This is a genomic window from Leisingera sp. F5 (assembly GCF_001593695.1).
This window is the reverse complement of sequence record NZ_LUKH01000009.1, coordinates 29,029-51,577: the sequence shown is the minus strand read 5'-3', so window position 1 is coordinate 51,577 and position 22,549 is coordinate 29,029. Positions and strand designations below refer to the sequence as shown.

General features: G+C 62.2%; 17 protein-coding genes. 3 read left to right on the top strand and 14 right to left on the bottom strand.

The window, feature by feature from the left end; translation table 11 throughout:
- Positions 1–77: 77 nt before the first annotated feature.
- From A2I95_RS07660 to A2I95_RS07630, 7 genes are read right to left on the bottom strand one after another with little or no spacing between them, the layout of a single operon-like run.
- Positions 78–557 carry a class I SAM-dependent methyltransferase gene (locus tag A2I95_RS07660; RefSeq protein WP_291729205.1) on the bottom strand — a complete coding sequence of 160 codons (480 nt, stop codon included), beginning with the start codon at positions 555–557 and terminating at the stop codon, positions 78–80.
- Entirely contained in the window at positions 558–1,316 is a 759-nt protein-coding gene (locus A2I95_RS07655) for a polysaccharide deacetylase family protein (protein ID WP_291729204.1), read from the bottom strand.
- Complete coding sequence (locus A2I95_RS07650) at positions 1,313–2,449, bottom strand: glycosyltransferase (RefSeq protein WP_291729203.1); 1,137 nt, start codon at positions 2,447–2,449, stop codon at positions 1,313–1,315. Before A2I95_RS07650 ends, A2I95_RS07655 begins: the two co-directional genes overlap by 4 nt.
- The gene (locus A2I95_RS07645; protein ID WP_291729202.1) at positions 2,446–3,033 is read right to left on the bottom strand and encodes a histidine phosphatase family protein; all 588 of its coding nucleotides are present in this window, start codon (positions 3,031–3,033) and stop codon (positions 2,446–2,448) included. The genes A2I95_RS07650 and A2I95_RS07645 overlap by 4 nt, the downstream gene beginning before the upstream one ends.
- The gene (locus tag A2I95_RS07640; RefSeq protein WP_291729201.1) at positions 3,030–4,118 is read right to left on the bottom strand and encodes a glycosyltransferase family 4 protein; all 1,089 of its coding nucleotides are present in this window, start codon (positions 4,116–4,118) and stop codon (positions 3,030–3,032) included. Before A2I95_RS07640 ends, A2I95_RS07645 begins: the two co-directional genes overlap by 4 nt.
- Before the next feature lie 6 nt (positions 4,119–4,124).
- Positions 4,125–5,369 carry a glycosyltransferase family 4 protein gene (locus tag A2I95_RS07635; RefSeq protein WP_291729200.1) on the bottom strand — a complete coding sequence of 415 codons (1,245 nt, stop codon included), beginning with the start codon at positions 5,367–5,369 and terminating at the stop codon, positions 4,125–4,127.
- A complete protein-coding gene (locus A2I95_RS07630; RefSeq protein ID WP_291729199.1) occupies positions 5,366–6,592 on the bottom strand; it encodes a glycosyltransferase in 1,227 nt (408 codons plus the stop codon). Before A2I95_RS07630 ends, A2I95_RS07635 begins: the two co-directional genes overlap by 4 nt.
- A gap of 397 nt (positions 6,593–6,989) precedes the next feature.
- Here A2I95_RS07630 and A2I95_RS07625 point away from each other — a divergent pair, with 397 nt between their 5' ends.
- Complete coding sequence (locus tag A2I95_RS07625; RefSeq protein ID WP_291729198.1) at positions 6,990–9,374, top strand: mechanosensitive ion channel family protein; 2,385 nt, start codon at positions 6,990–6,992, stop codon at positions 9,372–9,374.
- 225 nt (positions 9,375–9,599) lie between these two features.
- Here A2I95_RS07625 and A2I95_RS07620 read toward each other — a convergent pair whose 3' ends face one another.
- Genes A2I95_RS07620 through A2I95_RS07600 form a run of 5 tightly spaced genes read right to left on the bottom strand, consistent with a single transcriptional unit; the run spans position 9,600 to position 16,809 of the window.
- Positions 9,600–10,946, bottom strand: a complete 1,347-nt coding sequence (locus A2I95_RS07620) for a CoA transferase (protein WP_291729197.1) — start codon at positions 10,944–10,946, stop codon at positions 9,600–9,602.
- Complete coding sequence (locus A2I95_RS07615) at positions 10,943–12,097, bottom strand: ABC transporter permease (protein ID WP_291729196.1); 1,155 nt, start codon at positions 12,095–12,097, stop codon at positions 10,943–10,945. Before A2I95_RS07615 ends, A2I95_RS07620 begins: the two co-directional genes overlap by 4 nt.
- A complete protein-coding gene (locus A2I95_RS07610; RefSeq protein WP_291729195.1) occupies positions 12,094–13,122 on the bottom strand; it encodes an ABC transporter permease in 1,029 nt (342 codons plus the stop codon). Before A2I95_RS07610 ends, A2I95_RS07615 begins: the two co-directional genes overlap by 4 nt.
- Complete coding sequence (locus A2I95_RS07605; protein ID WP_291729194.1) at positions 13,122–15,035, bottom strand: ABC transporter substrate-binding protein; 1,914 nt, start codon at positions 15,033–15,035, stop codon at positions 13,122–13,124. Before A2I95_RS07605 ends, A2I95_RS07610 begins: the two co-directional genes overlap by 1 nt.
- Positions 15,028–16,809, bottom strand: a complete 1,782-nt coding sequence (locus A2I95_RS07600) for an ABC transporter ATP-binding protein (RefSeq protein WP_291729193.1) — start codon at positions 16,807–16,809, stop codon at positions 15,028–15,030. Before A2I95_RS07600 ends, A2I95_RS07605 begins: the two co-directional genes overlap by 8 nt.
- Before the next feature lie 432 nt (positions 16,810–17,241).
- On the opposite strand from A2I95_RS07600, the gene A2I95_RS07595 reads away from it, so the two are divergent.
- Entirely contained in the window at positions 17,242–17,907 is a 666-nt protein-coding gene (locus A2I95_RS07595) for a TetR/AcrR family transcriptional regulator (protein WP_291729192.1), read from the top strand.
- A gap of 30 nt (positions 17,908–17,937) precedes the next feature.
- Here A2I95_RS07595 and A2I95_RS07590 read toward each other — a convergent pair whose 3' ends face one another.
- A complete protein-coding gene (locus A2I95_RS07590) occupies positions 17,938–21,360 on the bottom strand; it encodes an indolepyruvate ferredoxin oxidoreductase family protein (protein ID WP_291729191.1) in 3,423 nt (1,140 codons plus the stop codon).
- 146 nt (positions 21,361–21,506) lie between these two features.
- Between A2I95_RS07590 and A2I95_RS07585 the strand changes: the two genes are divergently transcribed.
- Positions 21,507–21,965: an Lrp/AsnC family transcriptional regulator gene (locus A2I95_RS07585; RefSeq protein WP_291729190.1), complete on the top strand. Its 459-nt coding sequence runs from the start codon at positions 21,507–21,509 to the stop codon at positions 21,963–21,965.
- Positions 21,966–22,082: 117 nt separating this feature from the next.
- Here A2I95_RS07585 and A2I95_RS07580 read toward each other — a convergent pair whose 3' ends face one another.
- The gene (locus A2I95_RS07580; protein WP_129372014.1) at positions 22,083–22,475 is read right to left on the bottom strand and encodes a DUF3307 domain-containing protein; all 393 of its coding nucleotides are present in this window, start codon (positions 22,473–22,475) and stop codon (positions 22,083–22,085) included.
- Positions 22,476–22,549: the final 74 nt, after the last annotated feature.

The following is a 22,549-nucleotide window of genomic DNA, read 5'->3' as shown; positions in this document are numbered from 1 at the left end:
CCGGAAGGGGGAGAAGCGCCCGCCCTCTTGGGGCGGGGCGTGCGCTGCCCGGCCAAAGGGCCGGGCGTGTACCGGCATCAGCCGGGCCGATAGAACATGTAACGCCCCGGCGGGATACCGTCCGGGCCATCGAGTTCTTCAAAACCCGCCAGCGGCTGGCCGGAAACGATGATGCCGCCCGGCGCCATGACCCGGCCAATAACCGGGGAAAGCGCAGCAGCCTCGGCGACGTCCTTTTCTTTGATGCCAAAGCCGAAATCGTAATGCGCCAGAACGATTTTGCGCCCCTCGGCTGCCAGCCGTTCCAGCATGGGTTTTGCCTCGCCTTGCAGGAAATCCTGTTCCGGCGGCACGCAGGAGGGGTGGCACTGCAGCAGCCGGTCAATGACCCAGATCCGGCGGTTGGGCAACGTTTCACGCAGGTGATCATAGGTGCGGCCGTTGCCAAGCCCCATGTCCAGCACATCGCCGTCCAGCGGGATGACCTGATCTGCGGCCCAGTTCAACCCGTCGCGCTGGGCAGTGAGGCGGCGCAGCATGGAATCAAGACGGCTCATTCAGGACATCCTTTCATCATAGATCCAGGCCTCTGCCGGGCCATCCAGCAGGCGCCTTGCAAGGGCGGCGGTAAAACCCCAGACTGCTTCGTCATGCACCAGATGGTGGGTCAGAAGGCCGTAAGGTTCTGCATTGTCGGCATCGCCAAGCCGGCGGTCGCGCAACTGGCATGCAACCTGATTGATCAGTTGTTCCGGCGGCACCAGGCTGCGGGCGCCTTTCCAGTTGATCGGGTCGAGGTGGGTGTTCACCCGCAGCAGCCCTGAGGCGGGTTTGGCGCTTTTACGCGGCGTAAAAGTGGAAACCGCGGTGAAACCGGCACCGGCCAGCCAGGTCAGCATTTCCGGAGAGATCCGGTTCCAGGGCGGCACGAACATCGGGCGCAAGCCGGTGCCGAACATCTCTTGCAGAGCGGTCAGGCCGCGTTCGGCGTCGTCCAGCAATTCCTCCAGCGGGCGGTGCGCTCCAAACTCGGCTTTCTTCTCGCCGGCAGGGGCATGGTTCTGATGTGCCCATCCATGCACCACCGGGATCAGTTGCGGATGATCTGCAACAAAACGGCCAAGGTCCGGGGTGACACCGTGCGGGATCACCGCGAGATGCACCGGAAGGTCCAGGTCCGCAGACAGTTCTGTCAAACGCTCCAGCTCGGTCGAGTGGGACATCGCGTCGTCGTCCCGCCACCACAAAGGCAGCGTCAATCCCCCCGTCTGCCAGTGCTCCAGTTCCCGGTCCAGACCGCTCCAATCCGGTGTCATTCGCGCCCTCCCGCAAGTTCTGCGGCAATCTCCACACTCCGGGCGGCGCCGTCAAACCTGAAACCGCCTGTAACCCGCGGCGGTGCGTGCAATACCGCCTTGACCGCAGCGCATAGCGTCTCAGCCGAGAGGTCCGCAGTCTTCACCACCTGGATGCCGTTCAACGGGGCCAGGCTGGCGGCGCGCAGGCCTTGTTCGGTTTCATTTCCGGCATCAAACGGGATCAGCACAGCGGGCGTGCCGGCTTGCAGCAGATCCAGTGCTGTGTTGTAGCCGCACATGCTGACGGAGGCAGCGGCATGGAAAAGCATCTGGCGGAAGTCTTTGCGCGCCGGTTCCAGCAGGGCGGGAGAGCCTGCCTTGGCAAAATCTGCGATGCGCTGGCGGGCGTCTGATCCGCCAACCAGCAACCGCCAGGGCGTGTCCGGCATCAGCTTTGCTGCGTCAAGTGCCGCCTGGTAAAGCGGTGCGCCGACGCTGCCGCCGCCGGCACTGACCAGCACCTCGCCGCTGCCTGCCTGCTCCGGGTGCAGGCCAGCAGCCGGAGGGGCAACGTAACCGGTATAGCGCAGCTTGTCGGCCAGCATGCTGGAGACCGGCCAGCTGGCCTCCAGCTTTGTTGCCGCAGGGTCGGAGTGGACCAGCACCGCGTCATAGAACCGGGCGATCACGGCATCGGCTTTGTCCGCTTTTCCGGGCTTGGAGGGCGGGGCGAGAATGTCGCGGATAGAGGAAAGGACCACGGGCCGCCGGGGCAAGGCATGGGCGGCGTCAAGCAGCGCCAGAAACTCCTTGCGCAGGGAACGGCGGCCAAAGGGGTACAGTTCGGTAATCAGCACATCAGGCTGCATTTCGTTCAGAGTTGCACAGAGAACATCTTGGCGCCGGATCAGGCAGGCCGCATTCGCCAGCGTTCCGTCCTCCGCCAGCAGCCGGGTGAAATTCACCCCGTCAGAGCGCAACGGCGGCAGCTGGATCAGCCCGGTCCCGCCAGTGTCAAGCTGCGGGGCGGGGAAGCCGCCGGAAACCACCTGAACCTTGTGGCCGGCAGCGGAGAAGGCGCGCGCGAGCGTCAGCGCACGGGCCAGGTGGCCGGTGCCAAGCAGATGGGTGACGGCAATCAGGACTTTCATGGTGCATCCTTGCGGATCAGCCGGACCGGTTCGGGCCAAGGCATAAGGGTGGAGCCGCTGATTTCGACCACAAACAGCCGGTTGCGCTTGATGCGGAAGGGGGCAGGGCCGTCGAAATCCCAGCCATGGGCGCAGGCCAGGATCATCCGCATGATGCCAATGTGGCAGACCGCCACTGTGTCCTGCTTCAGACCGCGCAACCAGGGTTTAATGCGGGTCCAGACCTCTGCCGGGGATTCTCCGCCGGGCGGGCGGTAGTGCCAGCCCCAGTCCTCGATATCGCGGAATCCGCTGGCTGGGGCGGCTTTCAGATCCAACCCGTGCAGCCCTTCCCAGACACCCCAGTTCATTTCGATGAGTTCCGGTGCGGTGCGGGGCGGTCTGCCTGCAACCAGCTCTGCGGTTTCTGCGGCACGCACCAGAGGGCTGGACCAAAGGTCTGCCTGCTGCCAATCCGGGGACAGGGCGTAGCGGCGCAGCTCTTCGCGGGCTTGGTCATCCAGCGGGATGTCGCTGCGGCCCTGGATGCGGCCGGCGCGGTTCCAGGCGGTGTGGCCATGACGCAAAAGGGCGAGGCGGATCATGCGTGTGTCTCCATCAGCGGCAGAACGGTTGCCCAGAACTGCCGGGCCGCGGCGGGGGCAAGGTGGCGGGACGAAATACGGTCACGTGCATTCTTGCCAGCTTCGGCGCGCAGCGCGGGGTTTGCAAGCAAGCGTGCTGTAAAGGCTGCGAGAGCTCTTGGACCCTGTTCCGGGGCCGGGTAGCCTGAGGGCAGCAGCACATCCCGGACGCCAGGGCGGTCCTGGGCTGCGATGGGCAGGCCGTGGGCCTGAGCTTCCAGGTAGACCATGCCGAAGGCTTCATTGACGCCGGGCCAAAGGAACAGGCTGGCGTTGCCATAGGCGGCTGCCAGCTCTTCGCGGGAAAGCTGGCCGAGGAAGCGCACTTTGTGTCCGTAAGGGGCCATCAGCACCTCGGCTTCGCTGCGGGCGGGGCCGTCGCCTGCAATGTCCAGCCGCCAATCCCCAGGCAGATGAGAGAGCATTTCGGAGATGATGCGATACGAGTCCAGCTTGTCGCCCGGACGCATCATGCCGGCCGTCAGCATCGGGCCGTCCAGCGACGAGGCTACGGGCAGCTGATCCCGCGGTAGGAAGGGGGGCAGATGGGCGACTGCCTGAGCGCCAGAACGGTCGCGATCCAATGCAAAGCGGTCCTGCTGCGTGAAGTAGAAGATCGCCGCGGCAGCGTTGGCTGCGGCGTGAGCAGCCTCGGCAAAGCCAGCCCATGGTCCGGTCAAGCGTTTTATGGCACGGGTGGATTCGATCTGCACATAGGGAATGCCACGGGCACGGGCGACAGCAGGGCCGATCAGATCGGGGGCCTTGTAGTAGTTGTGATAAGTGACCCAGAGGTCCGTTTCCGGCAAGCTTGCGATCAGCCTTTCAGCCTCTGCTTGTGCAGCCTCGCGCAGGCTTGCTTGCAGCGCTGCGTCGCCGTGCCTGTCATAGATCCGCAAGTCAGAAACCAGCTGCACCTCCACGCCGCTGCCGGTGAGCAGACCCATCAGGTTTCGGGCGATCTCGCGGTCGCCAGAGGGCACCGGGTGATGCGGCGGCTTCATCGGTGCGTAGAAGGCAACCCGCTTTCCGGCTCCCGGCTGCATGTCCAGTCAGTTGCCTTGCAGCATCGCGCTCAGCCGTCTTGAAAGCTGGGCAATTCCAGGGTCCATGCCGAAATCACTGCGCAGCCGGGCCAGCGCAGCCTCGGCCATATCTGCCAGCTGTTGCGGGTGCCGGGCAGCGTAGAGCAGGGTTTCGGCCAGCGCCTCAGGGCTGTCCTTGCTCAGCAGGCCATGGGTTCCATGGGTGATGAATTCGGGGATGGCAGAAACCGGAGACGACAGGATTGGCAGGGCCTGCGAGGCGGCCTCCATCAGCACGTTGGGCAGCCCGTCGCGGTCGCCGTCTGCGGCGACCCGGCTGGGCAGCACAAACAGGTCCGAGCGGCGCATCGCCTCGATCACTTCGGGCTGGTCGCATGCGCCGCGCCAGGTGATGCGGTTGGCAATGCCCGCATCCTTGGCCATGCCCTGCAGCAAATCGCCTAAACCGCCGCCGCCGATGTGGGTCCAGTGCCAATCAAGCCCTGGGGGCAGCAGAGCCAGAGCGGCAATCAGCCGGTCAAAGCCTTTTTTCTCAACCAAACGCCCTACTGACATGAAGCGGATCGGATCCTGCGGCTGGCGCAGCCCGCGTTCAGGGGGGGCGGGGAACCGCGACAAGTCCAGCCCGTGGTAAACCAGATCGACCCGGTCCGGAGTATCGGCCATCTGTTGCAGGTGCTTTGCGCCAAAACCGGTGCACGTGGCGCCAAAGGCCGCGCCGTGATGGGCGGCGGAGAGCTTTTCCTTAAGCTCCCAATCCGGCGATGTCCAAATGTCCTTGGCGTGGGCAGAAAAGCTCCAGGGCAGCCCTCGCATGATCGCGGCATAACGCGCAACGGAGGACGGCGTGTGCAGGAAGTGCGCGTAAAGCCCCAGCACTTCCGCGGGCATTTCTGCGGCCAGCACACAGGCCTGGCCAAAGCGGCGGATGCGGTTCGGTGTCAGGTCGCGGCGCAGATCGGCACGCCAAATTCTATAGGCTTCAGCATAGCCCGGCAGCCGTTGAGCCATCGCGCGTGCGTTCCAGACCCGCTCTGGCTCCTCGTAAAGGTATTCGGGAACGTAGTTCACTGGTGCCTGCAGCCGCGCATGCAGCGGGTGGCGCTTGACGTCTGTGGGGTGGCGCAGAGACCAGATCTCAAGCGCGTGGCCGGCGGCCTCCAGGGCCACCAGTTCCTGTGCAATGAAGGTTTCGGACAGCCGCGGCCAGCCCTTGACCACCACCGCAAGCGGCGGGCGGGGCGTGCTCATTCGGCGGCCTCTTGATGTGAGTTCTGCAGCAATGCGTCCACCCGGCGGGTGACATAGTCCAGCCCGTCCAGCAGGCCCTCGGAGCCGGCCGCGGAGGGCGGCGGCTGGTTGGCCAGCGCGCGGATCGCCATGGCCAGCGCCGGGGCGTTCCACCCGTCGCGGGTTTCGTCCAGCATAGTGGTGAGGCCGATTTCCTCGGCCCGGCTGGCGCGGATCCATTGCTCCAGCCGCGGCGTGGTGCGTGGCACGATCACTGCGGGTTTGTCAAAGGACAAGACTTCGCAGAAGGTATTGTAGCCGCCCATGCAGACAACGCCCTGGGCGCCGGCAAACAGGGTTTCGATCTGGGATTCAAAACCGACAGCGGTGACCCGGCCATTCAGCCGGGCGACACGCTCTTCAAAGTCCTCGCGGGTTTCTCCGGACAGGAAGGGGCCATAGACCAGTACAGCGCGCGGGGAGAGTTCCGTGTCGGCTTCATAGGCCGACAGCACCAGGTCCACCATCATTTCGCCATCGCCGCCGCCGCCGGGGGTGACCAGCAGATAGGGCTGTTCGGGCGGCTCCCCCACCTGGCCAAGGTCGCGGCGCAAGTAGCCGGTCCAGTGCATCCGGGCCTGCATCTGCGGGGTGAACGGCAGCCCCGCCGTCGGATCGTAGACAGACCGCGGCCCGTAAACCCAGATTTCATCATAGAAATCGCGGGTGGCCTCAACCGCGTGCTTGCGCTCCCATTCAGCGGCCAGCACTTCGGGCTCATCCAGCACATCACGCAGGCCCAGCACCATCTTGCAGCGGCCCCGCGATTTCAGCAGGTCCAGCGCCGGCATCAGCTCTCCGCGAAAACCAGTGGGTTCCTTGTCGGCCACCAGCACATCGGGGTCGTATTGTTCCACTGTCGAGCGGATCAGCGCGGCGCGCAAGTCAGCGGTTTCCTCGATACTCATGCCCATGGTGCGCGAAGCATAAGAGCCGTCGGAGCGCTTGATCACACCCGGCAGGCGGACATGGTCGACCCGCGTCGGAAACGAGAACCGGCCGGCAACCGGTGAACCGGTCAGGATCAGCGCCGAGGTGTCGGGGTTGGCAGCGGTGAGGGCACCCGCCAGCGCGCGTGAACGGCGCAGATGCCCCAGCCCGAAAGTGTCGTGGCTGTAGAACATGATCCGCGGTCCGCGTGTGCCGGTGCCCGCCGCTGTCTGTGTGGTGCTTGCGGTCGTCATTGGATTGCCTGATCGGGTTGCCGGGCGGCGGATGTCCGGAATCCGGGATCGGCGGCGCAGCAACCAGGCCAGCCGGTATTGCCGCTCGTCCCCGGGCGCGTGCTCTTTTGCTCCGCCATCTTCCGCCTCAGTTTGCGCGCCCCTGAAGCCAGCTGCGGCGGGGGCACGGTCAGTATTTGCCTTTGCTGCTGTTCTGGTCGGGAAGATGATCTGCCTGGCCAGGATTTGCAGCTGTCCGCCCCAAGGGGCGGGATTATGAATTTGTATAGCCCGGAGCCTGTGCGCATGCAATCATGCGCCTTTGCTGCCCGGCGCACAGGAATTTGCGCCCGCGCCATTTGCGCAACGCTCCGTCGCGTGGTTAATTTGGCGCAAGTTTCCAAAAGGATAAGCGTTCATGCTGCAGTATTTGTTTCGGGTTCTCCTTTGCGGCCTGCTGAGTATCGGGCTCGCGGCTCACGCTGACGCGCAGGAAAGTGAGGCAGGCGGAGCGGATAGGCTGTCCAGGGCAATCGAGCAGGCGGCTGAAAGCGGTGTCAGTGTGGTCGTGGTGGACAGCAGCGGCCAGTTGCTGAACGCGCCTCCGGACGAGGAACAGGAAACGGACCATCCTGCATCCGACACGATGGAGCAGCCTTCGGCGCTGATGAAAGCGCAGTCCAGGGTTGCCGCCTTTCGGGCGGAGCTGAACAGCCGGCTTGAGGCGCTGCCTTATTCGATTTTTGAGATGCAGTACATTCTGCGCCAAACCAGCCCGGACGGCCGCATCACGACCTATGCCGAAGTACTGGGCTGGAGTGTTTTGTTCCTGCTGATCGGGCGCTGGCTGTCGACAGAGATTTACGGCAAGCGCATCGCCAAGCGCTTTGTGGTGGCCCGGATCCAGGCCAACCCGGAAGGCTATCAGGAAAAGATGCCATTCCTTGTCTACCGCTTTCTGATGGGGATCGGCGCCACTGTTTTCGCGATGGTTTTCGCGGCTCTCATTTCCTATCTGATCTTCGGCGCTTCGGGCGACCCATCAATCGAATTCACGGCGACGGCTGTCTATACGGCCTTTTTTCTGGCCCGCACGGTGTCCGATCTGTGGCGGATGGTGCTGTCGCCGTTCCTCGCTCAGTACCGGATACCGGTGTTTTCAGACCGGGACGCAAAACGGCTCTATATCTGGGCGTCCCTGCTGGCGACCTACGACATCTCCTCGACGCTGTTTGCCACCTGGGTCGGCGATTTCGGTCTGAACTATAATGTCTATGCGCTGGTTTACGGAGTTCTGGCGCTGGTGGGGATGCTGGGCAATCTGCTGATGGTACTGGTCAACGGGCGCGCGATATCCAACGCTATCCGCGCCGGCCGCCTGCCTGAAAAATGTTCCTGGCTGGTGCGTGTTCTGGCAGTGGCCTGGGCGCCGGTTCTGATGGCTTACATGGCTTTTGGCTGGCTTAAACTGGCTTTTGACCTGGTGCTGGAAAAGGATATTTCGATCCCGCTGATGGCGGGCAGCTATTTTGTGCTGACCACGATCCTGATTGTCTACGGGGCGATCAACTATTTCATCGAACGTTATTTCAACCGCACCCGCCGAATGCAGCCTGCACTGGCGGCAGCCGGCCTGGAAAGGCCCGTGGCGGAGGAGGCAGACACTTCTGGGCAGCCGGGTGAAGAGGCTGTTCCGCCTGAGGCGGAAACTGCCGCGGAAGGCCCTGAAACCCCTGCTTCCAGGCATCCGATTGCCACATATCAGGATCTCGCCCGCAGAGTCGCTGGTATTCTGGCCTTTGTGGTTGGGGCCTATTCGTTGGTGATCGTCTGGAATCCGGACGCCAGATGGACTGAAACCACGGCCGCCGAACGGGTGATCGATGTGACAGTGATCCTGTTCATCGGATACATCGTCTATCACCTGTTCCGGATCTGGATCGACAGCAAGATCGACGAGGAAACCGGCGATGTTTCGGAGGCCGAGCTTGGTGACGAAGGCGGTGCCGGGGGCGCCAGCCGTCTGGCCACTCTGCTGCCCTTGTTCCGAGGGGCGATCCTGGCGGTTGTGCTGGTCTCAATCGTGCTGATCGTTCTGCTGGAACTGGGTATCAATGTCAGCCCGCTGTTCGCCGGTGCCGGTGTTGTCGGCCTGGCGGTCGGCTTCGGCTCGCAGACGCTGGTGCGGGACATCTTCTCCGGTGCCTTTTTCTTGATCGATGATGCCTTCCGCAAAGGCGAATACATCGACATCGGCGACGTTAAGGGCACGGTCGAGAAGATCTCGGTGCGATCGTTCCAGTTGCGTCATCACCTCGGCGCGCTGCACACGATTCCCTTTGGCGAGATTAAGGTGTTGACCAACTATTCGCGTGACTGGGTGATGATGAAACTGCCGATGCGCGTGACCTACGACACTGACGTGGAGAAGGTTCGCAAGCTGATCAAGAAGCTTGGCCAGAAGCTGATGGATGACCCGGTCGTCGGGCACACATTTATCCAGCCGCTGAAATCCCAAGGTGTGATCGAGATGCAGGATTCGGCGATGATCATCCGCGTGAAATTCATGACCAAACCGGGGGATCAGTGGATTGTCCGCAAACGTGTGTACCAGGAGATCCGCGAATTGTTTGCCCGCGAGGGCATCAGATTTGCCCATCGCGAGGTCACCGTGCGGCTGGCGCCGGACCAGGCCGATGAGATGACGCCGAAGCAGAAAGAAGCTGCTGCGGGGGCAGTGCAAGCAGCGATTGACGAAGATCTTCTGGACGAGATGGGCGGCCCGGGCGGCGATGACCGCTGAGCAGGCCGGCTGACCCCGAACGGAGCTCTCCCGCCACCGCGCCGGATCGCTTGCGCGCTCCGCTTGGGGGTGGGCGTGGCGCCGCGCTGCGCGCGCCGCAGCCTCCGGCGGGAGTATTTCTCCCAAAGAGAAGCCGCTGCCGCGGAAACCAGTTTCTTTCTGGTTGGAAATACCCCGGGGTGAATTGGCTGAAAGCCAAGAGGGGCAGCGCCCCTTCTTCATAGACTATTCCGGCCAGCATGCCGGGGCGCTGCCGCAACGGGAGGCGGGCCGGTCCCAGTGCATTTGGCTGGTGTTCAGGGCGAGCGGCGCAGCGAGGCGGCGGCCCGGCCCCCAACCGCTGTTTTCTATCTCCTGGGTGAAGTCGCTGTTCGCCGGTTTGGTGACATCCGGTCCTTCGGCAGATTTCTGCATTCCGGCAAGCAGTTCCGTGGTGCGGGCAAGCGACAGGCGGGCCGCGGGCACTGCTGCCCCTTGGGCAGCATTTGCCAAGGCCGAGAGCACCGCTGCTGCCATCAGATAGCCTGTGGCATGGTCCAGCGCTTGCACCGGTAAAGGGTGCGGATCGTCTGCCCTGGCCTGGACGCGGCCTGTATCGGCGATGCCTGCACTCATCTGCACGAGACTGTCAAAGCCGCGCCGCAGGGCCCAGGGGCCGGTCCAGCCATAGGCATCCAGAGACACTTCAACCGCATTGGGAGCGATCCGGCGGCGGGCGTCCGCGCCGTAGCCCAGACCACCCAGCGCACCGGGACGATAGCCATGCACCAGCACATCGGCATTTGACAGCAACACCTCAAACCGCTGGCGGTCTTGGACCTTGCACAGGTCCAGGGACGCCATGCGCTTGCCGAGCGAAATATCGGATATGATCCCCGGTTCGTCCCAGCCTGGCGGGTCTATGTGCAGCACTTCAGCTCCGAAGCCGGCCAGCGTGCGGGTCGAGACCGGTCCGGCCAGAACCCGGGTGAGATCGAGCACTCTGAGCCCGGCAAGCGGGCGGTCTGCCGTTGCCTGAAGCCTGTCCCGCAGCTGGATCTTGCGCGGTGAGGTCCAGTGGATCAGCGGTTCGGCGGCAACAGCGCGGCCTTGCGGGTGCGCCAGCCAGTCTGCGCGGCTGCGCATGGCGGCGGCTGCACCGCCTGCGGTCACGATCTGATTTTCGAGAAGACCGGCCCGCCATTGCTTCACTGCAACTGCCACGGCCGCGCGATCTCCTGCGCAGTCTAGTACTTTCAGGGCAGCTTGCCGGTGGTGCGGCAGGTTGGTGTGCAGGCGGATCCAGCCATCGGCGGTTTCATAATTGCCGGCAACCGGATCCCACAGGCTGGGAAGCTCCCAGCCCTCGGGGCGGAAGCTATAGCCGAACCAGAGTGACGCCAGACGCTGGTCCACCGTGACCTCCGGCGAAACGGGCGCCAGGTTCAGCGCATTCACCAGCCGCGCCAGTTCCAGCCCCACTGCGGCGATTGAGGCAGTGGCAAGCTCCGAGACCGCAAAGGCACTGCGCCAGTGCCCTGTGCCGGTCAGATGGTAGCTTCCGGGCACGGGCAGGGCAGCGAGCAAGGTCATTGCTGGTAAGGATCCAGGCTGTCGCGCAAGCCGTCGCCAAGAAAGTTGAAAGCCAAGACGATAATCACAATCGGCAGCATCGGGATCGCGGTCCAGGGATAGATCTCGATCGAGGCCAGGTTTTGCGCGTCATTCAGCATCACCCCCCAGCTGACTGCCGGCGCGCGCAGGCCAAGGCCGAGGAAAGACAGCGCGGTCTCGCCCAGGATCATCGCCGGGATCGACAAGGTGGCCGAGGCGATCAAATGCGACATGAAGTTTGGCAGCAGATGCTTGCGGATCACCCGCCCGGAAGAGGCCCCCATCATCTCAGCGGCGCGCACGTATTCCTCTTCGCGCAGGGATAGGAATTTCGCCCGCACCGACCTTGCAAGCCCTGGCCAATCAAGAATTCCGAGGATGATCGAGATGACGAAGAACACCGCAACCGGCGACCAGTTCGAGGGCACCGCTGCTGATAGCGCCAGCCATAAAGGCAACTCAGGCAGGGACCGCAGGACTTCGATCACCCGGTTGATCAGCCAATCGGTCTTGCCGCCGAAGTACCCCGCCATTGAGCCAAAGAAGATGCCGAGAACGAAGGACACGGAAATGCCGATCAGCCCCACTGTAAGCGACAGCTGGGCACCATAGGAAACCCGGCTGAAGATATCGCGGCCCAGCCGGTCGGATCCCAAAATAAAGATCGTCGCCTCTTCGGTTGCGCAAAACAGATGGCGGTTGCTTTCGATGATACCGGCCAGATTATAGGTTTTGCCTTCACAGAAGAATTCAAGCTTCAGCGGACGCGAGGTGTCGGGACTGAATTCCCACTGGAAGGTTTCCAGATTGGCCTCGGACGTCATCGGGTAAACGAAGGGTCCCACGAATTCGCCCTCGTGGAACAGCTTGATTGATTGCGGCGGGGAATACAGATGCTCTGAAAAGCGCTGGTTCGGCCCGTAGGGGGCGATGAAGCCGGCGAACGGGATCATGAGATAGGCGACCAACAGGAATATGCCCGAGATCAGCCCCAGTTTGTGGGTTTTGAACTTGCGCCAGACCAGCAGCCAGTTGGGCGCGTCCAGGTCTTTGCGCTCCAGCTCCAGAATCGAGGCCTGCGGGTCGAAAGGTTCGTCATCGACAAAACGTCCATCAGGCAGCCGGGTCATGCGCCGCGTCCCTCATACCGGATCCTCGGGTCAAGCAGCACCAGCAGAACATCTGAAACCATGGTGCCGATCAAGGTAAGCAAAGCGACAAACATCAGCACGAAGCCCGATAGGAACATGTCTTGGGTCTTTAGCGCGGTCAGCAGGGTCGGACCGATGGTTTGCAGTCCCAGTACCACCGACACCAGAACCGAGCCTGAGATCATTGCCGGCAGCAGGTTGCCGATGTCAGCGACAAAGGGGTTGAAGGCGACGCGCAGCGGGTACTTGGCCAGCATCCGCGATGGTTTCATGCCCTTAGCGATGGCAGTTTCCACATATGGCTTGCCAAGTTCATCCAGCATGTTGGCGCGCAACCGCTGCATCATAGCGGATGCGCCGGCAGTGCCGATCACGAAGGTTGGCACGATCAGGTGGACGAGGATGGACTTCACCTTGTCCCAGTTCATCGGCACGCCTTCGTATTCGGGCGCCATCAGCCCGCCGATCGGCAGATCAAACCAGCGGTGGCCATAGTAGAACAGGATCAGTGCGAGCAGAAAGTTTGGCGTGGCGAGGCCCAGATAACCGATAAAGGCCGAGGTGTAATCAATCCATGTGCGGGCCCGGGCAGCGGCTAAAACCCCCAGCGGCAGCGCCACCGCATAGACAAAGACGACGGCGGACAAGTTTACCAGAACTGTAAGCCAAAGGCTGTCGCCGACAATATCGGCAACCGGGCTGTCGAACTCGAAAGACCAGCCGAAATTGCCTTGGATCATGCCGGAAAACCCGTGCGGGCCGGGCATAAAACCCATCCAGATCATGTATTGCTGCCATAGGGGTTTATCGAGTGCATATTCCTGCCTTAGGAATTCCGCCTTGGCGACACCTGCGGATTGGCCGGTGGCCTGCAGCTCGGCAATTTGGTTGGACAGATAGTCACCGGGCGGCAGGTTGATGATGGCAAAGACCAGCACCGACACCACCAGAAGCGTAAGCAGCATGGTGCCAAACCGGTAAATGGCGTAACGCATAATTTCCATCAGCCCTGGCCATCCTCAAAAAAGAACTCATCCGGACGGTAAAGGCCGAAATGGGCACCGGGGTCCCAGGCCCATATTGCTTGTTTGGGCACATTGCGCAGACGGTTGCTGACCACGACAGGCTGCGGCGCGGCGGCGACGACGCCGATGGCATAAACCTGATCAGCGTGGATCTTCAGCATGGCACGCCAGGCGGCGGCTCGCTCGGCATCAGTCGTGGTCATGTTCCAGTCCTGCATGAGATCCATCAACTGCCGGGCCGGGGCCATGTCAGGCGGCTCCCCCGCGTCGCCGCCGGTTTGATAGAACTGGCCCCACTTCGGCCAGGACAGGAACACCTGATCCGTTGGCGCCAGATAGGCAGGCGAGGTGTAGACCTGCGGCAAGCCATTATCCCAACCGAACCAAGCAGACGCCATGGTGCTGCCAGAAAACACCCGGTTGCGCAGGATATCGCGATCCAGCGGGCGCATCACCAGTTTGACCCCGACATCACGCCAATCGTCCGAGATTATCTGAAGTGCATTCTCGACCTCCTGACGTTCGCCTGCTGTTTCCACGACCAGCTCCATCAACCGCCCGTCGGCCAGATAGCGGATGCCGTAAGCGTCTTTCTCTGTAAGGCCGACCTCGTCCAGCAGCCGGTTGGCCTGCTCCGGGTCGAAATCCGCCCAGGCGGCGCGCAGGGCAGGGTCAAAAAACTCGCTCTGCTCCAGCACGGTCATGGCGCCGGGTTTGGCCAGATTGAAATAGAGCGCCCGGTTGATGGCGCGGCGGTTGATAGCCAGCGACAGCGCCCGGCGCACCCGGACATCGCGCAGCACCCCGCGCCAGACCGGATCCTTGGCATTCAGGTTCGGATAGATCGCGATCTGCGAGGCGGCACCGGACCCCCAGAGATATGTCTTGTAGTTTGCGCCGTCCTTTTCACCTTTGCGCAGGATCGGAATATCACGGAAGCCGAGGCCTCGGGCCTGCAGGTCGGCCTCTCCGGCGTTGGATTTGGCCGCAACCAGGCCGGCAGTCACGATCTCCATTTCCACGGTGTCGATATAGGGCAGCTGCACGCCGCGGCTGTCGATCCGGTGGTAATAAGGATTGCGCACGAATTGATGGCGGATCTTCTTGCCGGGCGAGGCGTTTATCCAGGGCTGCAGTGTTGGAAGCTCGTGATTGTCGAACTTGTACATGTTGTCGTATTTGTTGTGCAGCGCGGCCCAGCTCTTTACGCGGGCATAGTCGACTTCTTCCTCCAGCACGCCCGGGTCAGCGTAATCGGCATGAAATTGCTTCAAGTATTCCGCCGGCCGGTAGATGAAAGGCGGGCGCGCCTGGGCCAGCATGTGCAGGAAGCTGGGGTTGGGGTCGTCCCATTCATAGATGATTGTGGCTTCGTCCGGGAAGCTTACGCGCGGCAGCTTGCCGTTCACGCGCAGGAAATCCGGCGGACCGGCCGGGCTGAGCAGCTCGTGGTTGGCGACATCCTCCCACCAGTAGCGGAAATCGGCAGAAGTGAAGGGATCGCCGCTGGACCAGCGATGGTCGGGCCGCAACCTCAGGGTGTAGCGCCGGTTATTTTCGTTCTCATAGTCCAGCAGAATGTCAGGCTGCAGCCGGTAGTTTTCGTCATAGCCCGCCAGCCGCGCATAGCCATAGACCACCATCTGGCGGATATCCTTGGAACGGGTCACCATTGTGTTCAGCGTGCCGCCCTCAGTGCCGAAGGCCCGGCCTTTGGCAGCCAGGTCGACCACCAGCGGCACCTCTGGCAGGCGTTTGGCCACCGGGGGCAAGTAGCCCGCCTTGACTTCGGAGTTCCAGAATTTGCTTTCCTGCACTTCGGGGCCGCAAAGGGCAGAAATCGGGGCAAGGCATAAAGCAGCCGCCAAAAAGGATTTCAGGGCATCAAGCATGGCAGCGCACCTTATGACCGGGTTCCAGGTGTTTCAGGTTTACCAGACGCGGGGCATCGGACCCGTTAAAGCGGAATTCCTCGGGCCAGCAGTCCGGCGCGCCTGCGCCTTGGGCGACCAGTTTCAAGTCGATGGGCCGGTCAATATCAGGTTCCGGCTGGGCCGCGATCAGCGCCTTGGTGTAGGGGTGCTGTGGATTGTAGAATAAGGTTTCCGGCGGCGCCTGCTCGACAATCAATCCGCGCCGCATCACGGCGACCTCATCTGCGATGCGGGCGACCACGGCCAAATCATGGCTGATGAAAAGATAAGACAGGTTCTGCCGGTCGCGGATTTCCTCCAGCAACAGAAGGATCTGCTCCTGCACCGAAACATCCAGCGCCGAGGTCGGCTCGTCGCAGACGATCAGCGCCGGCTCCAGCATCAGCGCGCGCGCGATCGACAGACGCTGGCGCTGACCGCCGGAAAACGCGTGCGGGTAGCGTTTCAGCATGTCCGGCGACAGGCCGACCAGCCGCAGCATGTCCGCCGCCTTGTCCCGGCGTTCGGCACGAGAACCGATGCGGTGGATTTCCAGGGGTTCCACCAAAGTGTCCTGAAGGCGCATCCTGGGCGACAGTGAGGAGTAAGGGTCCTGGAACACCATCTGGGCTTGCCGTTGAAAGGCGGTGCGCGCGGCACGGTCCATGCTGTGCACTGTAACCGCCGGCTGATCAGGGGCAGGGCGGAACAGTACTTCACCGCCGGGATCCGGAAGTTCTGCCCCCAATGCAATTCGTGCGGCTGTGGTCTTGCCCGAGCCGCTTTCACCGACAACAGCCAGGGTTTTTCCGCGGGTTAACCGCAGATCAACCTCGCGGCAGGCGTGGATCAGGGTCGGAGCTTGCCAGCCCTTGCTGGCTCTTAAAGTGTAGGTCTTGGAGACCGACTTCATCTCCATGATCAGGTCATCGCGTGACGGCGGGATTGCAACGACCGCTTCATCCGGGATTTCCGGCGCGGCGTTGAACAGGGCCTTGGTATACGGATGGGCAGGGGTGCGCAGCATCGGTTCCGCACGGCCGGATTCCATCACCCGGCCCTTGTGCATCACCACCACCTGCTCTGCCATATTGGCGACCACGCCCAAGTCGTGGGTCACCAGGATCATCGCCATGCCGCTTTCGCGCTGCAGCTCTTTCATCAGCCCCAGCACCTGAGCCTGTGTGGTCACGTCCAGCGCCGTGGTCGGCTCATCCGCAATCAGCAGGTCCGGCTTTGCCACCATGGCCATGGCGATCATTGCCCGCTGGCGCATCCCGCCGGACAGTTCGAAGGGATAGGATCTGTAGGTGCGTTCCGGCTCGGGGAACCCGACCCGCTCAAAGCATTCAAGGACCTCCTTGCGTGCCTCACGTTCGCTTTTGCGGCCGTGCAGCCAAAGCACCTCGGACACCTGGTTGCCGATCCGGTGCAGCGGCGACAGCGACCGCATCGGCTCCTGAAAGATCATCGACACGGTGTTGCCGCGCACATCGCGCATCCGGCGTTCATCCAGCGTCGCCAGGTCCAGCTGGCTGCCGCGGCTGTCCAGCAGGATGCGCCCCGACCGCAGCTGCGCCACCTTCGGCAGGATGCGCAGCACGGCACGGCAAGAGACCGTTTTGCCCGAGCCGCTTTCCCCGACCAGGGCGAGTGTTTCGCCTGGCTGCACAGCAAAGCTCACGTCCTTCACGACGGAGCCGCCCTTGCCAAATCCAATGCTGAGATTTTCAACGGACAGCAGCGGGCGCATTCAGAATTGTCCGCCCGGCTGGTTCAACGCACTCATGAGATCGTGTTTTCCCCTGTTTTTTTGAGCCACCTTCGCGCGCTGAAGGCTGCTTAGTCAAACCCCATTTGGCCAGATGCCCGTTGTGCAAAGAAAAATTGATCGGCTTTCCGGTTGTGCGGTTGCGCATTTCCCAGTTCCGCCAGTCCGCATCCGCTCTGCGTATCCAGTGAGTTCGGCCCAGCTTGCCGGGGAAGTATGGCTGTGTCTCACCTAACCGTGCCGGCAGGAGATCTAAGGCAGAATGACCCTGTACTCCAGAATTTGCGGAGCTGCTGTGACCCGGGCGCCACTCGGTCCTTGCAGCAAATGCCTGCTGACAGGATCGAATTGTTGGCGCCAGCAGGCAGCCCGGCATAGGGTGCCAGGGAACGCATGCATTCCGAAAGGCCGCACATGGCGCAAAAACCTGTTCTGCACCGGGACGATCCGGAAGCCGAGCCGCTGGTCGGCAACATTAAGGTCACTCGCAACGACTGGCTGAATGTTGCGATGGATGTGCTGATCTCGGACGGGGTGGAGCAAGTGAAAGTGCTGGCGCTTGCCGAGCGGATGCAGGTTTCGCGCTCGTCGTTCTATTGGTACTTTAAATCACGCCAGGACTTGCTGGATGCGCTGCTCAAGACATGGGAGCAGACCAATACCGCCGGCATGGTGCGCCAGGCCGAAGCGCCGGCCAAGACCATTACTGGCGCAGTGCTGAATGTGTTCCACTGCATTACCAACCCTGATTTGTTCAACACTGCGCTGGACTTTGCCGTGCGGGATTGGTCGCGCCGTTCCGGCAAGGTGCGCAGCCTGCTGGACCGCTCGGACCGCCGCCGGGTAGAGGCGCTGACGGGAATGTTTGCCCGGTACGGCTATGCGGACCGGGAAGCCGTGACCCGGGCCAAGGTGCTTTACTACATGCAGCTCGGCTATGAGATGGCGGATCCGAATGAGAGCCACGCGCACCGGCTGGAGGTGACGCCCGAGTACCTCAAGGTCTTTACCGGGCGCGAGCCGTTGTCCGAAGAGATGGCGGACTTCACCGAATTCACCAAGCAGCACTGGGACGTCTAAGGCACCAGCCGCGGCCGCGGGCGTGCGGTTTTACAGGCTGCGGAGCAAATCTTCAGCCTGCGCGCGCGCGTCCACAGCCGCGTCCAGCCGGACCGGGCCATATCCGCGGATATCCATCGGTGCGTTCAGTACCTTCAGGCAGGCCTCATGCGCATCGGGGCGGTAACGGCTGGCGATGGTCTTCAGCGCGGCCTCAAACCAGGCCAGCAGGTCGCGGTGCAGGCGGGCTTCCTCGTGATAGCCGAAGATGTTGAAGGCCGAACCGCGCAACGTCTTGCCCTTGGCCAGAAAGTGCATCGCCGGTCGCAGCCAGGCCCCAAAGGCCCGTTTTACCGGGCGTCCGCGGGTGTCCTTTTTCCAGTTCAGCAAAGGCGGCGCGAGGTGGTACTTGACACTGAAATCCCCCTCGAACTCATCCTCAAGCTGGTGCTGGAAGGCGTCGCTGGTCAGCAGCCGGGCAACTTCATATTCGTCTTTGTAAGCCATCAGTTTGAATAGCGCCCGCGCCGCGGCGGTGGTCAGTTCTTCCTGCGCCTCCGCAGGCAGTGCGTCGCGGAACCGGTTCAGGGCAGCAGTGTATCGCCCGGCGTAAGCCATGTTCTGATAACCGGTGAGGAAAGTGGCGCGGCGTTCGATCAGCGCGTCCAAAGTTTCCGTCTTTCCGGGCGTCTCCTCAAAGTGGCTGGCGACCAGTTTCGGGTCCTCTGCCATGGCCCGGCCTATGGCAAAGGCGAGGCGGTTCTTTTCAATGGCAACGCCGTTCAGCTCAATCGCCTGGTCCAGCGCCCCGGCACTGACCGGCACCAGCCCTTGCTGCCAGGCAAAACCCAGCATCATGACATTTGCCAGCACAGCTTCGCCCAGCATTGTCTCGGCGGCCTCATTGGCGTTGAAACCGGACAGGTTTTGCTCTCCGACGGCCTCGGCAATGGTTTTCTCGCGCAGGCCTGCCATCAAATCAGCATCGCGTCGCAGCACCAGATCGCCAGTGGGCATTTCCGCCCGGTTCAGCACCACTTTGGTGCCTGCGCGGTAATGCGCCGAGGCCTTGGGCGCCGAACTGACCACCACGTCGCAGCCGATAACCGCATCCGCGCCGCCCTGTTCGATGCGCACCTGGTTCAAGGTGCCGGGTTCCTTGGACAGCCGGATGTAGCTGAGGACAGTTCCGAACTTCTGCGCAAAGCCGGTGAAATCCAGCACGCTTGATCCTTTGCCTTCCAGGTGTGCCGCCATGGTGATCAGCGCGCCGACGGTGACAACACCGGTGCCGCCCACTCCGGTGACCAGCAGGTCGAACGGCACCTTGAGAGAGGGCAGTTCCGGCGCCGGCAGCTTGGCTGTCAATGCGGCGGCGTCCAGCCCCGCGGGCTTTTTTTTCTTCCTGGTGCCCCCCTCGACGGTGACGAAGGAGGGGCAGAAGCCGTTCAGGCAGGAGAAATCCTTGTTGCAGGTGGACAGGTTGATCTTGCGCTTGCGGCCAAAGGGCGTTTCCTTCGGCTCGACGCTCAGGCAGTTGGATTCCACCGAGCAATCGCCGCACCCCTCACAGACAAGATCGTTGATGAAGGCGAACCGCTTGGGGTCCTCCATCTTGCCGCGCTTGCGGCGGCGGCGCTTTTCCGTCGCGCAGGTCTGTTCGTAGATCAGTACAGTAACGCCGGGGATCTCCCGCAACTCACGCTGTACCGTATCCAGCGCGCTGCGGTCATGGAAGGTGGTACCGGCCGGGAAGTCGCTGCGGATAATCTTGCCGATGTCGTCCGAGACCAATGCAATCCGTTCCACCCCCTCGGCACGGCAGGTCTGGGCGATACCATGCACCGAAACCGGGCCGTCCACCGGCTGGCCGCCCGTCATCGCCACCGCATCATTATATAGGATTTTGTACGTGATATTGGTGCCGGCCGCGACTGCCTGGCGAATCGCCAGCGAGCCGGAATGATACCAGGTGCCTTCGCCCAGGTTCTGGAACACATGCTTGTTTCCATTGAACTGCGAGGCCACGGTCCAGGGCACGCCTTCGCCGCCCATCTGCGCATAGCCGGCTGTGTCGCGGTCCATCCAGCTGGCCATCACGTGGCAGCCGATACCGGAAAACGCCTTGGATCCTTCGGGGAGTTTTGTGGAGCTGTTGTGCGGGCAGCCGGAGCAGAAATAGGGCGTACGGGTGGCGCCGGGCACGTTCAACAGCTTCGGTGGTTCCGCCGTGAGTGCCGCTGCCTTGGCCGGCAGGTTTTCCTCCGGGAAAAAACTATCGAGCCGCGCGGCAACGATGGGGGCAAGCAGCAGCGGGCTCAATTCCCCGGTCCAGGGGATCAGGGGGTCCCCTTGGCTGTCGTATTTGCCAACCATTTTTTCGGGTTTGCTGCCGGGCCAGTCATAGAAGTTTTCCTTGAACTGGCTCTCGATGATGCCGCGCTTTTCTTCAACAACCAGCACCTCCTGCTTGCCCTTCACGAATTTCAGCGCGTCGGTGCGGTCCAGCGGCCAGACCATGCCGACTTTGTAAATGTCGATCTTCAGGCGGCGGCAGGCGGCCTCATCCAGACCAAGAAGGCGCAGCGCTTCCATCAGATCCAGATGACCCTTTCCCGTGGAAACAAAGCCAAAGCGCGCGTCCTTGATGTCGTAAATCCGTTTGTCGATCGGGTTGGCCTCGGCAAAGGCGCGCACCGCGTCCAGCTTGGCGTGAATGCGGGTCTCAATCTCGGGCGAAGGCAGGTCGGCACGGCGGATATGCAGCCCGCCAGGATAATCCGGCAAATCGGGGCAGATAAATTCCCGGTCCGGGCGCAGGTCAACTGAACGGGCGCTTTCGACGGTTTCCGACACCGCCTTGAACCCCACCCAAGTGCCGGAGTAGCGCGACAGTGCAAAGCCGTATTCGCCAAAAGCCAGATATTCCGACACATCTGCGGGGTTCAGCACCGGCATGAACCAGGACATGAACGCCACATCCGACTGATGCGGCATCGAAGAACTGACACAGCCGTGGTCGTCACCAGCCACCACCAGCACACCGCCCTTTGCCGAGGAGCCGTAGGCGTTGCCATGTTTCAGCGCATCGCCAGACCGGTCCACGCCTGGACCCTTTCCGTACCACATGGAAAACACGCCCTCGACCTCGCAATGCGGGTCCAGCACCGCCTGCTGCGCACCCAGGACAGCTGTGGCGCCAAGATCCTCGTTTACCGCAGGCATGAACTTGATCCGGTTCGCCTGCATCCGTTCCTTGGCGCGCCAGAATTCCAGATCGACCGCACCCAACGGTGAGCCGCGGTAACCAGAGACAAAGCCCGCAGTGTTCAAACCGGCTTCCTGATCGCGACGCGCTTGATCGAGCATGATCCGGGCCAAGGCCTGGGTGCCGGTCAGGAAAACCCGGCCCTGGGTCATTTTGTACCGGTCGTCCAGCGTGTAGCTGCGAAAATTATGGCTCAGCTTGGTCATCTCGAGGGAGTCCTTGCGCGGTAAATGTGCTTTCCGGAAAAGTAATCCGCAATGCTTGAAAAGATTTGCCCGAGTTACTGCTTTTTCGGTAAATTATGGGTAGAATACCCAAAATGCAGCGATTAAGTGAGAAAAGTAACCGAACCATGAAGCTTGACGACCGCGATTCCCGTATCCTCACCCTGCTGCAGGAAGACTCCCGCATCTCCAACGCCGATCTGGCTGAGGCAGTGGGTATGTCGCCGTCGGCCCTGTGGCGCCGGGTGCGGGCGTTGGAGGAGGAGGGCGTTATTGAGCGTTACGGTGCGGTGGTGAATGCACCGGCAATGGGGCTGGGGTTCCAGGCTATCGTGCATGTGCACTTAACCCGCCACGATCCGGACAAGCTGGTGGAATTCATTCGCGCGGTGGAGAGCAGCCCGCTGGTTCAGGAATGTTACGCAACGACTGGGCAGTCCGATTATCACCTGCGGGTCCTGGCTCCGGATCTGGATGCCTATAACCGGTTTCTGGAGGATTTCCTGTTCCGCCTGCCAGCAGTTGCCAGCGCCCAGACCAATGTGGTGCTGCGCACGATCAAACGGGACAGGCCGGTCGTGCCTTAGAAAATTCGCTTGCGGCGGGTGTACTAGCGCAAAGTCGAAGGCGGGGCTGTCATCCAGCGTCTTCTTTGCAAAAATACTCCGGGGGTCTGGGGGCCGGCCCCCAGCTTGCGGGTGCGGTTACATCGCCGCGTATTTCACCCAGGCCCAAGCCATGGCGATATAGGTCAGCTGATGCAGCGCCTGGTCCGATCCCATGGCCTGCCAGAACATCGCTTGCTGCGGGTTCAGCTTTTTGCGCTCCGAAAACCGGGCCTTGCCGAAATCGATGTGAAAATGCACGACCCATTCCAGCGCCGCCAGCACCAGGATGAACGGCACAGGTGCACTGAACAACGCATACACAATGGCCGAGCCGATCACGTGGACACCCGCATGCTGGGCACGCCCCATATGGACATAGGCGCAGCGGCCGGACAGCATCTTGGGCGTTTGCAGAAAGAAGTCGGCAAACAGGTGCTTGACCTGCAACGCGCAGAGCAGCAGCAGAACGGATCCGACATATTCCGGCAAACCGATTGACCTCCAGCATGGATACCTCGCTGGAACCTTACGGATTTTTCGCCGTCTGGCAAATGCCGCGCCGG